Genomic DNA, 14,354 nt, shown 5'->3' on the forward strand with positions numbered 1-14,354 from the left:
GGTCAGTCGGGGCGGTGGCGGGTCGGATGACGTCCTGTCATTCGAGCTCGACGACAAGTGAGGCGTAGGACGGGATCATCACCTTCCGGGCGTAGCTGCGCGAAACGATCCGGTACGGGCGCCCCGCCGTGCAGACCGCCTCGACCATCCGGGCGATCTCGGCCCGCGCGACGGGTGCGCCCAGGCACAGGTGTCGGCCGGCACCGAACCAGAGCTGGCGCGAGCGCGGGTCGTACGGGCGGGCCAGGTCGAAACCGCCGGCCAGGTTGTCGGCTGCGTAGGTGACGAGGAGTATCCGCGCGTCCTTGCGCAGTCGGCGGCCGGCGATGGTGACGTCCGCGCTGACGTGCCGTCCGATCACCGGTGCGGGTGTGGTCACCCGCAGTCCCTCGCGGACCGCGTCGGGGATCAGCCCGGGGTCGGTCAGGAGCGGTTCCTGCTGCTCGGTGTCGTGGATCAGTGCGACCGTGCGGGCCATTGCGCTCGCGGCGGTCTCGGTGCCCGCGACGAGCAGCAGCGAGGCGAGGCCGCCGGCCTCCTCCAGCGTGATCCCGGCTTCGCGGCAGCGGCCGAGCAGGGTGTCGGGTTCGGCACCGGCATAGGCCGCCGGGACGCCGCTGGTCAGCGACTTGACGATTTCCCTGGCCGCTTCGATCCGCTCGGGCGGCAGCTCGGTGGAGGCGGCCGTGTCGAGCGCGAGCGCCGCCAGCCGCTCGCCGGCGGCGAAGGTCTCGAGGTAGGCGGAATCCGGGCTGTCCGAAGGGAGTTGAAGGCCCAGCAGGTCGGTCATCAGGCGGCCGACGACGAGCCGGGCCGCCTTGGCCACGTCGACCTGCCCTCCGGCGGCAAGGCGCGCCGTGACATCGGTGTAGACCGGTCCGGCGGCCCGCTCGACCAGGGCGGCGGAGTTCTTTTCGGTGAACAGGTCCCGGGCGCGTCTGCGCAGGTCCGCGTGCCCGGGGCCGTCGAAGAGCCGGGTGACGTACGGCCCGAGGATCTGTTCCCACAGGTGGCCCACGCCGCCCTCGCCGAGCAGGGTGAAGTGTTCGTGGTCGTTGAGGACGGCCCGGATCAGGGTGGGTTCGCTCGCCACCCAGCCGAGTCGGGGCACCCGTCGGATCGCTCCGAAGGGCGGTGCCATGGCGATCCTGGTCAGTGCCCACAGGGCGGGCCGGCTGGACCGCAGCAGTCTGCTCTCGTGCTGTGCCGCCGTTGTCGCGCGCATCGCCGCCCCCGCTGCCGCCCCCGTTGTCCGTTCGAGGAACCGTACCGTGGCCGATCCCTGAAATCCCCTATGATTCAAGCGACTTGGGGGAGTCAAGGGTGCGGTGCCGGGGGAGCTGGCAGCTGGTCGGGCAAGGCGGCGGGACACGGGCGGTGATGGCCGCAGAGGCGACCGGTGGCGCTGATCGGACCGGCCGGCGGAGTCTCGTTCGGCGTCCTCCTCGCGCAGTGGTGAACGTGGTCGAGAGGGGGCATCAGTGACCGACCTGTGGGTGGTCGTGCCGGCCTACAACGAGGAGGCCTCGCTGCCTGCCACTTTGCGCGCGCTGGCGGAGCAGAGCGACGCGGACTTCGAGTGCGTGGTCGTGGACAACACCTCGACCGACCGGACCGCCGAGGTGGTCCGGGAGTTCGCCGTCACCGCCGGCTTCCCGCTGCACCTGATCACCGAGGCGCGCAAAGGCACCGGCGCGGCGGCGGACACCGGGATGCGGTTCGCGATCGAGGCCGGTGCCCGGTACCTGGCCCGCACCGACGCCGACTGCCTCCCGGTACCCGGCTGGACGGCGGCCGTGCGCCGCGGACTGGCCGGTGGGCTGGAACTGGTCACCGGCCAACTGAGGCCGCGCACCGACGAGTTCCGGCTCAAACTGTGGGAGCGGCGGCTGCTGCCGGCGGTGGTCGCGGTAGCGGCGTGGTTCGGCAGGTTCCGGCCCGGCAACCAGGACCCGCAGTACCTCGGCCGGTACTTGATGTGCCCCGGCTGCAACCTGGCCATCACCGCCGACCTCTATCAGCGCTGCGGTGGCTTCCCGCGCACCGCGATCGAGGAGACGCACGAGGACCGCGCTCTGGTGAACCGGGTGCGCAAGCTCACCGGGGCCTACGGGCAGGTCCCGGGGATGACGGTCCACGGTTCGGTGCGGCGGCTGCGCGCGTTCGGGCTGCGCAACACGCTGTCCTGGTACGCGGACCACCGGTACCGGCCGGACGTGGTCGACGTCCGATGAAGCGTCAGGAACACGTCCGGAAGCGACGGGTACGGCCGGCCGCGCACCCATTACGGCCGGCCGCGCACCCATCGGCACGGGTGCCAGGGGCCGGGATGCGCACGGACCACGCACGGCTGGAGACCGGGCTCTGCGGGCTCTCCGCCCGCCGGGTGAAGGCCCTCAAGGCCGGACGGGCGGCGTCAGATCGCTCTCGCTGATGGTGTACCTCAGTACGGGGTAGGTGAAATCCGTTTCGTGGTTCTCACGCCGTCGTAGTTGGAAGAATTCGCGTTCCTGCTCATCGTCGGCCGGCACGAGCCGCGTACCCTGCGCGAGGTATGGGTGTCCGTCGTGAAACCGCACGAAGGTCTTTGACGTTCGAAATGTCACCCCCAGCCATTGGTTGTCCGCCGCCGGGACGGGTTTGTCCAGTACGATCTTGTGCCTGAGCCGCCGATTCGATTCGACGGAGAATATGACGACGCTGTTGTGAGTGAGCGGGATCTCGACCTTCTCGCCACTGGCGCCCTTCGATTCAAAGATCAGCTTTCTCGGCGGGCTCACTTCGGGGTGCTGATAACAGGAGAAGACGGCGATGAACGAATCGTCGGCCAGATCGAGGGCTTGGTCGGAGTGGCTTCCCATCGTCGTGCAGGAGTTCGTGTAGATCTCCATGAGAGCGTTGTTGAATCCGACCGAAAGCGCCGCGGCTTCCTGAATCTGCTGTGCCAGGCGTTCGTGCACGTCACCGAAGTGCTGCGCCGGGCTGCCGTATCGAGTGGTGGTCCGTACGAGGGGCACGCCGTGCGCCTCATGGACCTTCGTGACCACGGCACCTCGTCGACCCCTTCCCACCTCTTCCAGGCGGGCCGACGCGGAAAGCTCTGTGAAGAGATTCTCCTCGGTGCGCAGGGTGCACGAGAGGATCTCGTCCGAGATCCTAGGCTCGAGGGGCAAGGTAGTCTCCCGTGTTCATGCTGAAGAGAAGCTCGTCGCCGTAATCGATGAAGGATGAGGTCCTGTTCTCCTCGGCGTACAGCCTTCGCAGTTCTTCCATGCCTGCCGGCGTGGGCGGCTCCATTTCCACCAGATCTCCGGCCGCTTTGAGGAACGTGCGGCCGTTCTTGTGAACGGCTTCGGAGTTCGAACAGCGCACCACGTATCCCAGGCGGGTCGGCAGCAACTCGGCGTCCAGTGGCGGAGGCTGGATCTCATGGGTGTACAGGCGATTGGTGGACAGCGGCATGAAGAACACGGAGCCGGGGTAGAGGGTCAGGCTGAATTGCAGGGGGAGTGCGACTTCGTTGCGCTTCTCGGCCGATTCCTTGAGTCGAAAGCGGAGTCTGGTCAGCCCGCTGGTGCCCCCCACGCCGTAGTCGAATTCGTTCTCGGTCAGGGGGTGCAGCTTGTCGAGCCGGTCGTAGAAGGTGCAGAAGGCCATAATGCCATTGACGGGCATGTCCTTGGTCTTGTCGGCATGGGCCGAGATCCTGGCCTTTGACTGCTTGCGCTCGGCCGTGGCGCCGGCGTTGTGGTAGATCTGAGCGAGGACGTGATTCAGCGCTGCCTGGTTCCGGAAGACGGCGGCGGCCTCGCGGTTCAGAGCCTCGACGATGCGCGTGTCGGTCGGGCGAAAGTTCTCGGTCGGCCCCGAGAGGTTCGTGGAGCACCGGAGCAGACGGAAATGCAGTTCCTCACCGTCTCGGGTGACGGGCGTCAGATAGATTCCGCTGCGATGGGCCGTTCCGGGTTTGGTGGACTCCGTCAGGGACTGGAAATCGTGCTCTGCGCGGATTCGTCCGAAGTGATCGGTGTCGACGTCGAAGAAGCGGCGGTAGTACACGCCGGTGCCGTGTACGCGGATGGGAACCCGGCCGAGGCCGACGAGGGGCCAAGGCCCGTCGGGGTCCTCCTGGTAACCGTGTGACAGCTCCCGGACGACGAACACCCGGGCCGCCGCCCGCAGTCGGTGGGCGCCGATCCCGGATACGTCGCCGCACAGGTAGACGGTCTTCCGGGCGAGGTCGGGTGAACCGGAAGCGAGCTCCTCCGGCGTGATCGTGGACCCGAAGAAGTCCCGGACCAATTCATGATCCTGCAAGGTCGACGGCGCAACCAAGGTGTTGCCCGAATCGTCGATGCAGGCTTCTTCCGGCCCTGTCGCGTCCATCAAGCCGTACCTGCCATTTCTCACCCCGAGGCACGAACCGGCAGGGCCGACCAGATGGCCTGCCCACCTGTCCGGCCCATTCCATGAACTTCCGAACGGTCTATTCGTTCGCGGCCTCCACGCGTCTTGGTGGATTGCGTGAAGTCGTTTACGCGGCTGGATCTTGATGCTCTCACGGGGGCCGGACCGTGGGCAACGGGTTCTGCTGCACCGGCAGTGCACGAGTCAGCCGGAGCGCGGTCCGGTGCCGGGCCGCGGTGGCTGGGCGTCGTGGGTGCGGATTTCCGTGGCGGCGCGGTGGAGTTCGGCGAGGACGGTGCGGACGGCCCGGCGTGCGGTGCGTTCCGGGCGGTGGAGGACGTCGATGCGGCGGCGGGCGTGCACTGCGGTAAGTGGTCGCAGGGCGACGTCGGGGTGTTTGCGGGTGGTCCAGCGTGGCAGCAGGGCCAGGCCGCCGCCGGCGGCGACGAGTTCGGCGACCACGGTGAATTCGTTGACGCGGTGGACGATGTCGAGGCGGCGGTTGGCGACGGCGGCGATGGCTTCGACGGTGGACATGAGCGGGAAGCCGTCGTGGACGGTGATCCAGGGCTGGTCGGCGACGTCCTGCGGGGTGAGGACGGTCTTGGCGGCGAGCGGGTGGCCGGCCGGCAGGGCGACGTCGAGTGGTTCCTGGAGCAGGGTGTTCGCGGTGACGGTGCGGGGCCAGGGCGGGCCGTGGTCGAGGCGGTGGGCGAGGACGAGGTCGTAGTCGCGGGTGAGGACGGGGAAGCGTTCCTGGGCGACGTCCTCGTCGGCGAGGCGGAGCCGTGGCCGGCCCGGCCCGGCGAAGCTGCGCAGCAGCAGGGGGAAGAAGGTGGTGGCCGCGCTGTGGAACGCCGCCAGCGAGACGTTGCCGTCGGGCTGGTCGGCGAACTCGTCGACGCTGTGCCGGGCCCGGGCCAGGGCCGTCTCCACCTCGACGGCCGCGCGGGCCAGGGCCTTGCCGGCTTCGGTCAGCACCACCCGGCGTCCGGCGCGTTCGGTGAGCGGGACGGGCAACGAGCGTTGCAGCAGGCGCAGTTGCTGGGAGATCGCGGACGGCGTCACGTGCAGGGCCGCGGCGACCGCACTGACGCTGCCGAGTTCTCCCAGTTCGCGCAGGATCCGGAGTTGCCGCTCGTCCATGGACAGACAGTGTAGGGCTGCTACAGCTTCGTTTGAGGAGCTCGTGATGGTCTTCAACGTCCTGGTGGTGCAGCGTGAGGGCATGCCTTCTGCACGCCGTGTCGATGTGGTGCTGTTCCTGATCGCGCTGGTCTGGGGTTCCAGCTACCTGGTGGCCAAGACGACCACCGGTGCGCTCCCCGTCACCGGCGTGCTGTTCGCGCGGTACGCGATCTCGGCACTCGCCTGTGCAGCTCTGCTGCTCACCGCCCGTCGCGGGGCGCGCCGTTGGACCCGCGCGGAGGTCCGTGCCGGGGCGTTGCTGGGAGTCACACAGGCGGCGGTCCTGGTGTTGGAGACCTACGGCGTCGCGTACACCAGCGCCGCGAACGCCGGACTGATCATCAGTCTGACCATCGTGCTGACACCGCTGCTGGACCGGACGACGGGCAGTCGCGGGCTGCCCTGGACGTTCTTCGTCGCCGCCGGCCTGTGCGTGCTTGCCGTCGGGCTGCTCACCGCCGGCACCGGGCTGCACGCCCTGCGGTCCGGTGACGCCCTGGTGCTCGCCGCCGCTGTGGTGCGGGCCGGGCACGTGGTGCTCGTCGGGCGGCTGACCGCCCGGAGCCCGATGGACCCGCTCCACCTGACGACCGTTCAGACCGTCGTCGGCTCGGCGTTGTTCCTGGTGCCCGCCGCCACCCAGCTGCCCGAACTGGCCGGCGGCAGCGTCGGCACCTGGTCGCAGCTGGTCTATCTCGCCCTGTTCTGCAGCGTGTTCGCCTTCCTCGCCCAGACCTGGGCGGTGCAGCGTACCTCCCCCGGTCGGGCCAGCCTCCTGCTGGGCACCGAACCGGTCTGGGCCGTCGTGATCGGGATCGGTCTCGGCGGCGAACGGCTCACCGTGTGGGCCGCCCTCGGCGCCGTGCTCATGATCGCCGGAACGTACTGGGGCCAGGCCGTCGAACGCTCCCACCGCACCGGCATCGCGCGCGAGCGGCGGCGAGTCGGGACGGCCGATGCCGGGACGGCCCACGGGTGACCTACGGCGCGGGCGTTGAGGACCGCTCGGTGCGGCTGGCCGTGATGCGCTCGGCGGCCAGGGCGCGGGCCCGGGCGGGGTCGTTGCCGGTCAGGCGGGCGAGGATGGTGGCGAGGGGCCTGATCCGGCCGAAGCCGCCCCAGTGGCCTTCGGGGATTTCGGTGGGGAAGACCCAGATCCGCGCGGGGTCGCGGGGCCAGGCGCCGTCCTCGGCGTCGAGGATGGCCTCGGTGACGTCGGCGACGACGCCCGCGCGCTTGGCGGCGTCGAGTTGTCCCTCGGGGACGGACGGGACGACCTTGTAGTGCGGGGCGTCCGCGGGCCGGCCGCCGATGTAGACGGCGGCGGGGCGGTGCAGGAAGAGCCAGGACGCGGAGCGGGTGACCGGGTCGGCGGGGTCGAAGCCCTCGTGGCGGATCAGGATTTCGGTGATCCGGTCGAGCAGCGTTGCCTCGGCCTCCGGGCGCAGCGCGCCCTGCGGGATGTGGACATCGAGCATCGGCATGGCCATGGCCTCCTGGATTTATTTTCTCAACTCAGGTGGCTCGGAGCCTAGTCGGAGCTGGCTGGAGATTGTCAACCCAGGTGGGCGCGGAGGGCTAGGATCGAGGGATGACGGAGCACCAGGAGCACCAGGAGCAGCGGGAGCAGCAGGAACAGCGGCGGATCGACCCGGCGAACTGCTCGATGGGGCGCGCCCTGGCGGTGGTCGGCGAACGCTGGTCGCTGCTCATCGTGCGCGAGGCCCTCGACGGGGCGAGTCGGTTCGGGGACTTCCGGGCCCGGCTCGGCATCGCCAGCAACCTGCTCTCCACCCGGCTCGACGGCCTGGTCGAGGCGGGCGTGCTGGAGCGCGTGCCGTACCGGGAGCCCGGTGACCGGCAGCGGTTCGAGTACCGGCTCACCGCGAAGGGGGCGGATCTGCGGCCCACCGTGATCGCCCTGCTGGAGTGGGGGGACAAGTACCTCGCCGACGAGCAGGGGCCGTCGGTCGTCGTCCGGCACCGCGGCGCCGAGGGGGACGGGTGCGGCGAGCCGGTCACCCTCGTTCTGGCCTGCGCGGCCGGCCACACCCGGCTGCCGCCCGGCGAGGTCCAGCGCTCTCCCGGCCCGGGTGCCCGCTTCCTGCCCGGCGGCTGACGCGACGTCAGTGGTGGTGTGGATCAAGGCAGTTGGCCCGCAGAGTGAGGTGGCGGGGCTTTGCCAAGTCTTGGGTAGAGTGAGTGCCTTGACCGGTAGGCGCCCTTCGGCGCGCCCGGGGCGTTCGGGGCGAGCATCCCCGGGATTTCCGATTGCGGTGACTTCGCCACACGGAAAAGTCACCGCTGCGAGATGAGGCAGCAACGATGACTGGATCCGCACGGCAGAACGACACCATCGACGTGGTGGGCGCGCGTACCAACAACCTCCGCGATGTCACGGTGAGAATCCCCAAGGGGCAGGTGGTCGCCTTCACGGGCGTGAGCGGCAGCGGGAAGACCTCGCTGGCGATCGACACCATCCACAGCGAGGCGCAACTGCGCTACCTGGAGGGTCTTTCGCCGTTCGTGCGGCAGTACATCACGCAGCGGAACCGGCCGAAGGTGGACCGGATCCTGGGGCTCGGCGCGACCCTGGCGGTCGATCAGCGGCGGCTGAACCGCAATCCGCGGTCCACGGTGGCGACGATCACCGGGATCGACGGTCACCTCGGGCTGCTGTACTCGCGGCTGCCGGGGATCGGGCCGGATGCGGCGGGGCTGCCCGAGCACCTGTCGACCGCGCACTTCGACCGTCACTCGCCGGAGGGAAACTGCCCCAACTGCCATGGTGTGGGCGGGCGCTGGCAGGCGCAGGTGGAGCTGGTCATCACCGATCCGGACCGGCCGCTGTTCGACGGGGCGTCGCCCTGGTACGCCAAGTGGCGCTCCGGCGAGCACGCGTTCGTCCCGGCGCTGGCCGAGAAGCGCGGGGTGGACCTCAAGCAGCCGTGGCGGGAGCTGCCGGAGGAGTTCCGGCACTGCGTGCTGTACGGCACGGGTGACGAGGTGATCGAGGCGACCGTCGACATGCCGAACAAGAACGAGTCGGCGTCGTGGACGTACACCTCCACCCAGCCGCTGCGCGGCGCCCTCGCGGAGGTGGAGCGGGTCTTCGCGAACGCCAGTACGCCGAGCGCCAAGCAGCGGTATCTGCCGTACATGCGCAAGGTCGCGTGCGAGGCCTGCGGCGGCACCGGGTACGGCGACGCGGCGCGGACGATCCGGCTGGGCGGGCTCACCTACCCCGAGCTGCTGGAGGTGGACGTGCGGGCGGTCCGTCAGTGGGCCGGTGACGTGGTGGCCCAACTGGGCGCGGCGCAGCGGGAGGTGGGCGAGCCGCTGCTGCTGGACCTGGTCCGTCGGCTGGGCGTGCTGGACCGGCTCGGCCTCTCGCACCTCCAGCTGACCCGGAGCGCGGCCACGCTGTCCGGCGGCGAACTCCAGCGGACGCGGCTGGCCGCGCAGTTGAGCACCGAGCTGAGCGGGATCATCTTCGTCCTGGACGAGCCGGGTACCGGCCTGCACCCGGCCGACAAGGCGCATCTGCTGGACATCGCACTGGAGTTGCGCGAGGCCGGGAACACCGTGCTGCTGGTCGAGCACGACCCGGAGCTGATCGCCCGGGCCGACTGGGTGGTGGACATGGGTCCGGGCGCGGGCCGGCTCGGCGGCGAGGTGATCGTGTCGGGCAAGCCCGCCGAGGCGGCCGCGCACCCGTTGTCGCTGACCGGCCGCTACCTGGCCGGGGACGGTCCTCGGCTGCGGCGCGAGCGCCGTCCGGTCGGCGAACGGTCGGGCTGGGTCGAGCTGCACGGGCTGCGCGCGCACAACGTGACGGCGGAGCGGGTCCGGTTCCCGGTCGGGCGGCTCACCTGCCTGACCGGCGTCAGCGGCAGCGGGAAGAGCAGCCTGCTCGGCGCGCTCGGCGCGGGCGTCGAGGCGGCGCTGAGCGGCGAGGCGGCCGAGACCGTGCGCACGGTGAGCGGCACCGACGCGTTCAGCTGGGTCGCCGTGGTCGACCAGGAGCCGATCGGCCGCACCCCGCGCTCCAACCCGGCCACCTACAGCAAGGCCTTCGACCTGGTGCGCAAGCTGTTCGCGGAGACCGAGGAGGCCCGCCGGCGCAAGGTCAACGCCTCCTGGTTCTCGTTCAACACCGCGAACGGCGGCCGCTGCGAGGTGTGCACGGGGTACGGGCGCAAGCTCGTCGACATGCACTTCCTGCCGGACGTGTGGGTGGTGTGCGACGAGTGCGACGGCCGCCGGTACAAGCCGGAGGCGCTGGAGATCACCTACCAGGGCCTGACCATCGACGGCGTGCTGGAGCTGACCATCGCCGAGGCGGTCAAGCGGCTGACCGGCCCCAAGCAGCTCGCCGAGACGCTGGAGGCCCTGGAGCGGGTCGGCCTCGGCTACCTGCAACTCGGCCAGAGCGCGACCGAGTTGTCGGGCGGTGAGGCGCAGCGGCTGAAGCTGGCGTCCGCGATCCAGCGCGGCTCGGCGAAGGGCAAGGCCGGTCTGGTGGTGCTCGACGAGCCGGTCTCGGGCCTGCACCCGTCCGACATCCAGCGGATGGTGGACGCGTTCGACGTCCTGCTGGACTCCGGCAACACCGTGGTCGTCGCCGAGCACGACATCCCGGTGGCCGCGTCGGCGGACTGGGTGATCGACCTCGGGCCGGGCGCGGGCCCGGCCGGCGGGGCCGTGGTGGCGGAGGGCGCGCCGGAGGACGTCGCGCGGGCCGACACGCCGACGGCGGGCTTCTTCCGCCGGTACATGGCCGGTGAGCCGCTGCTGGGCTGAGCGGAGCGGGCGGGCTCGGCGGCTCCGGCGCCGCCGGGCCCGGCCGGTCAGGGGCGGGGAACGGTCAGCGTGATGACGGTGATGTCCGGCTCCGCGCCCAGGCGCACCGGCGGGCCCCAGAAGCCGGTGCCGCGGGTGACGTAGAGCAGGGTGTCACCGAACCGGTGCAGCCCGGCGACGGCCGGATTGGCCAGCCGCGACAGGTGGTTGAACGGCCACAGCTGGCCGCCGTGGGTGTGGCCGGACAGCTGAAGGTCGACGCCGTGCTTCACCGCCTCGTGGACCTGCACCGGCTGATGGGCGAGCAGCACCACGGCCCGGCCCGGGTCGCGGCCGTCGAGCGCGGCCGCGTAGTCGGGGCCGAGTCCCTCGTCGGTGCCGCTGGCGTCGTTCACGCCCGCGAGGTCGAAGCCGGGCAGTGCGACGCGTTCGTTCACCAGCGGGCGCAGCCCGAGGCCGCGGACGAAGTCGATCCACTGCCGGGCGCCCGAGTAGTGCTCGTGGTTGCCGGTGACGAAGTACGCGCCGTACGGCGCGCTGAGCCGGGCGAGCGGCGCCACCTCCGGCCCGAACTCGGCCACGCCGGCGTCCTCGACCAGGTCGCCGACGACGGCGATCAGGTCGGGCCGGGTGCCGTTGACCAGGTCGGCGATCTGCCGGGCGCGGGCGCGGCCGACCAGGCTGTTGAGGTGGATGTCGCTGACGACCGCGATCCGGAAACCGTCGGCCCGCGGGTCGAGCCGGGCCAGCGGAACGGTCAGCCGCTTGATGGTGGGCGGGCCGAGGGCGGTGGCCGCGCCGTAGCCGACGGTCGCGGCCGCGGCGGCGCCGGCGGCCAGCGCGAGCGAGCGGTTGACGAACAGCCGGCGGGACGGGTCCAGGCCGGGGGCGCCGCGGCGGGCGGCGCGCAGCAGCAGCGGGCGGACGGCCTCGGCGACCAGCAGCGCGAAGCCCAGGTACAGGATCCCGGCCATCCACACGAAGCCCGGCCAGCCGACGGCCTGCGCCAGCGGCTTCGGCAGCGCGCCGTCGGCCGGCGGCGCGGCCACCAGCAGCAGGCCGAGCAGCACCAGCAGCGCCGTCCCGGCCCGGCGCGGCCAGCCGCGGGGGGCGGTGGTGTCGCGGACGACGCGCCGCCACACCCAGTAGTGGACGGCGGCGAGGGCGGGGACCACGAGGGCGGTGAAGAGCGCGGAGGACACGGCGGACTCCCGGCCCGGATCAGCGGGCGGCCGGCGCCGGCGTACCGCACCAGCGGCGCAGTGCCGCGGCCAGCCCGTTGTCCGCCACCGGCCCGGCCCAGGCGACGTAGCCGTCCGGCCGCACCAGGACGTACCGGGGCCACCCGCCGCCGAGCGGTTCGGCGAGCACGCCCGTGCGCAGCCGGTCCGCCCACGGGGCGGCGGCCGGCGGGCAGCTGTCGGTGCCGAGCAGGACGAACCCGCCGTCGCGGAACAGCCCGTAGAGGGGGCCCTGCGGCGAGGCGAGCGGCCGGTCCGGGACGCGCCGGCCGGCCCACCGGCCCTGCCCGCCGGACGGGTAGCGCAGGCGCAGGCCCGACAGGTGTTCGACGTTGAGCCGGTGCACCGGGCGGATCCGCATCGACCACATGGCGGCCCGGCGCATCAGGCGGGCCGTCGCGCTGTCCGAGGTCTCGAACCGGAACGACAGGTCGGTCTTGCGCAGCGTCTCCGCCGCGATCGGGTGCCGCTCCGCCTCGTAACTGTCGATCAGCTCCTCCGGCGCCCACCCGGCGAGGACGGCCCGCAGCTTCCAGCCGAGGTTGAACGCGTCCTGGATACCGGTCTGCAACCCCTGCCCGCCGGACGGGATGTGGGTGTGCGCCGCGTCCCCCGCGAGCAGCACCCGGCCGACCCGGTAGCGCTTCGCGTGCCGCTGCGAACTGCGGAAACGCGACAGCCACAGCGGGCTGTGCAGGCCGATGTCCGTCCCGAGGACGGCCGCGCAGCTCTCGCTCAGGTCCTCCAGGGTCAGCGGCTCGTCCGCGGGAACGGAGAACTTCTGCCGGTCGAGCACGATCACCCGGTAGGTGCCGTCCTGGAACGGGAACAGCGCCGCCATCCCGCGCCGGGTGATCCGCGCGTACTCGGCCGGGCCCGGCGGGTTCGACAGCCGGGCGTCGCCCATCATCAGCGACTCGTCGTAGTGCCAGCCGTCGTACTCGACGCCGATCACCTGCCGGACGGTGCTGTTGACGCCGTCGCAGCCGACGACGTACCGCGCCCGTTCGACCCGCGGGCCGTGCGGGCCGGTCAGCTCCACCTCGACGCCGGTGTCGTCCTGGCGCAGCCCCGTCAGCTCGGTGCCGGGCAGCAGCACCGCGCCGGCCTTCTCGGCGGCGAGCTGCAGGGCCTCCTCGGTCCGGGTCTGCGGGATGGACAGGCTGAACGGGAAAGTCGTGTCGAGCAGGCCGTAGTCGAGGTGGCCGTCCTCGTTGCCGAGCGGCGGGTGCGGGCACTCCCGGCCCCACTTCAGCACGTCGTCGGCGCGCCCGCGCATGTCCAGCAGCTCCAGCGTGCGCGGCTCGACGGTGCAGGCCCGGGACAGCGGGCTGCGGCCGGCGCGCTTGTCGACGACGTGGCAGGAGATGCCGAAGGCGGCGAGCTCCGCCGCGAGCGCCAGTCCGGTGGGGCCGGCGCCGACGACGAGCACCTGGGGGGAGGGCGGCATCTGCTGACTCCTACGGATCGGCGGGGCGGACCGGAGGCGGCGGCGCGCCGGCAGGTGGGACCGCTGCCGGCGCGCCGCCGCCCGATCAGTTAAGGCGGCCGCTCACGGCGGGCGCAACGGGCTGAGATCGGGGTGAGAGTTGCCGGAGAGCCGGGGTCGGCACGGTGAGAGCGGTTCGTGAACCGGATTGAGAACGGCGGCCGTTAGCGTGGCGGCCGATCAAGTGGTGCGCAGGTGGAGTGCATGTCGTCGAGGCCGTCCGGGCGTCCGGGCCGCCCAGTTCGCGGGAGTTGTCGCGCCATGACCGCTGAAACGTCGTCGCCGGCGGGTGTGCCGGACGCCGAGGACCTCGAAGCGCTGCTGGGCATCCGGCACTTCGAGACGCTGCTGCTGCGGATGTTCTCCGAGGGCCGGCTGAACGGGACCACCCACACCTGCCTCGGCCAGGAGTACGTCCCGGTGGCCCTCGCGCCGCTGCTGGCCGAGGACTTCGTGCTGAGCAACCACCGCGGCCACGGCCACTACCTGGCGCTGTTCCGCGACCCGGCCGGCCTGCTCGCGGAGATCACCGGCCGTGCGGGCGCGGTGTGTTCGGGCGTCGGCGGCAGCCAGCACATCCGGCGCGGACGCTACCTGTCGACGGGCGTGCAGGGCGAGAGCCTGCCGCTCGCCGTCGGGCTCGGCCTGCACTGCAAGCGGGTGGGGGACGGCCGGATCGCCGCCGTGTTCACCGGCGACGGCACCTGGGGCGAGGGCGCGGTGTACGAGGCGCTCAACATGGCCGTGCTGTGGCAGGTGCCGGTGCTGGTGATCGTCGAGCACAACGGGATCGCCCAATCCACGCCCACCGAGCTCCAGTTGGCGGGCAGCATCGCCGACCGCGCCGCCGCGTTCGGGCTGGACTTCCTGGAGATCACCGGCCACGACATCCCCGCGATCCGCGCTCGACTGGCCCCGCTGGTCCGCCGCGTACGGGAGCAACACCGGCCCGCCGTCGTGCAGTTCACCACCCGCCGGCTCGGCCCGCACAGCAAGGGCGACGACACCCGGCCGGACGCGGACGTGGCCGCGCTGTGGGTCGACGACTGGCACCGGGAGCTGGCCGAACGGCTCGGCGAGCCGTTCCGGGAACTCGACGAGCTGATCCGCGCCGACCTGGAGCAGATGGCCCGCGAAGTCGAGGCGCGGCCACCGTCCGTGTGGACCGCGGCGGGCCCCGGCACGGCCGACGCGCAGGCATGACACCGGACACGAGGAGCTGGGTG

At 71.7% G+C, this 14,354-nt stretch carries 12 protein-coding genes; 5 read left to right on the plus strand and 7 right to left on the minus strand.

Annotated elements, in window-relative coordinates:
* Positions 1–37: 37 nt before the first annotated feature.
* Positions 38–1,141, minus strand: a complete 1,104-nt coding sequence (locus ACFYS8_RS34600) for a cytochrome P450 (protein WP_387649083.1) — start codon at positions 1,139–1,141, stop codon at positions 38–40.
* Between the two features lie 340 nt (positions 1,142–1,481).
* Between ACFYS8_RS34600 and ACFYS8_RS34605 the strand changes: the two genes are divergently transcribed.
* On the plus strand, positions 1,482–2,234 hold the full coding sequence (locus tag ACFYS8_RS34605; RefSeq protein WP_387649085.1) for a glycosyltransferase family 2 protein: 753 nt from the start codon (positions 1,482–1,484) through the stop codon (positions 2,232–2,234).
* Positions 2,235–2,396: 162 nt separating this feature from the next.
* On the opposite strand, the gene ACFYS8_RS34610 is transcribed toward ACFYS8_RS34605, so the two are convergent.
* From ACFYS8_RS34610 to ACFYS8_RS34620, 3 genes are all read right to left on the minus strand, one after another.
* The gene (locus ACFYS8_RS34610; protein ID WP_387649087.1) at positions 2,397–3,173 is read right to left on the minus strand and encodes an alpha-ketoglutarate-dependent dioxygenase AlkB; all 777 of its coding nucleotides are present in this window, start codon (positions 3,171–3,173) and stop codon (positions 2,397–2,399) included.
* Positions 3,157–4,386: a hypothetical protein gene (locus ACFYS8_RS34615; RefSeq protein WP_387649090.1), complete on the minus strand. Its 1,230-nt coding sequence runs from the start codon at positions 4,384–4,386 to the stop codon at positions 3,157–3,159. Before ACFYS8_RS34615 ends, ACFYS8_RS34610 begins: the two co-directional genes overlap by 17 nt.
* A 225-nt stretch (positions 4,387–4,611) precedes the next feature.
* Complete coding sequence (locus ACFYS8_RS34620; RefSeq protein ID WP_387649093.1) at positions 4,612–5,553, minus strand: LysR family transcriptional regulator; 942 nt, start codon at positions 5,551–5,553, stop codon at positions 4,612–4,614.
* 82 nt (positions 5,554–5,635) lie between these two features.
* On the opposite strand from ACFYS8_RS34620, the gene ACFYS8_RS34625 reads away from it, so the two are divergent.
* Positions 5,636–6,574, plus strand: a complete 939-nt coding sequence (locus ACFYS8_RS34625; protein ID WP_387649180.1) for a DMT family transporter — start codon at positions 5,636–5,638, stop codon at positions 6,572–6,574.
* Between the two features lies 1 nt (position 6,575).
* Here ACFYS8_RS34625 and ACFYS8_RS34630 read toward each other — a convergent pair whose 3' ends face one another.
* On the minus strand, positions 6,576–7,079 hold the full coding sequence (locus ACFYS8_RS34630; RefSeq protein ID WP_387649095.1) for a hypothetical protein: 504 nt from the start codon (positions 7,077–7,079) through the stop codon (positions 6,576–6,578).
* Positions 7,080–7,186: 107 nt separating this feature from the next.
* Between ACFYS8_RS34630 and ACFYS8_RS34635 the strand changes: the two genes are divergently transcribed.
* Together ACFYS8_RS34635 and ACFYS8_RS34640 are read left to right on the plus strand one after the other, a co-directional pair.
* Complete coding sequence (locus tag ACFYS8_RS34635; protein WP_387649098.1) at positions 7,187–7,714, plus strand: winged helix-turn-helix transcriptional regulator; 528 nt, start codon at positions 7,187–7,189, stop codon at positions 7,712–7,714.
* Positions 7,715–7,920: 206 nt separating this feature from the next.
* Positions 7,921–10,398 (plus strand): excinuclease ABC subunit UvrA, encoded by a 2,478-nt coding sequence (locus tag ACFYS8_RS34640; protein ID WP_387649100.1) that lies wholly within the window; start codon positions 7,921–7,923, stop codon positions 10,396–10,398.
* Positions 10,399–10,445: 47 nt separating this feature from the next.
* On the opposite strand, the gene ACFYS8_RS34645 is transcribed toward ACFYS8_RS34640, so the two are convergent.
* Together ACFYS8_RS34645 and ACFYS8_RS34650 are read right to left on the minus strand one after the other, a co-directional pair.
* Positions 10,446–11,600 carry a metallophosphoesterase gene (locus ACFYS8_RS34645; RefSeq protein ID WP_387649102.1) on the minus strand — a complete coding sequence of 385 codons (1,155 nt, stop codon included), beginning with the start codon at positions 11,598–11,600 and terminating at the stop codon, positions 10,446–10,448.
* A 19-nt stretch (positions 11,601–11,619) separates the two neighbouring features.
* Complete coding sequence (locus ACFYS8_RS34650) at positions 11,620–13,089, minus strand: FAD-dependent monooxygenase (RefSeq protein ID WP_387649105.1); 1,470 nt, start codon at positions 13,087–13,089, stop codon at positions 11,620–11,622.
* 300 nt (positions 13,090–13,389) lie between these two features.
* Here ACFYS8_RS34650 and ACFYS8_RS34655 point away from each other — a divergent pair, with 300 nt between their 5' ends.
* Positions 13,390–14,331 carry a thiamine pyrophosphate-dependent dehydrogenase E1 component subunit alpha gene (locus tag ACFYS8_RS34655; protein ID WP_387649108.1) on the plus strand — a complete coding sequence of 314 codons (942 nt, stop codon included), beginning with the start codon at positions 13,390–13,392 and terminating at the stop codon, positions 14,329–14,331.
* Positions 14,332–14,354: the final 23 nt, after the last annotated feature.

Origin of the sequence: Kitasatospora sp. NPDC004615 (assembly GCF_042873545.1) — a bacterium.
In the GTDB taxonomy this organism is placed as follows: Bacteria; Actinomycetota; Actinomycetes; order Streptomycetales; family Streptomycetaceae; genus Kitasatospora.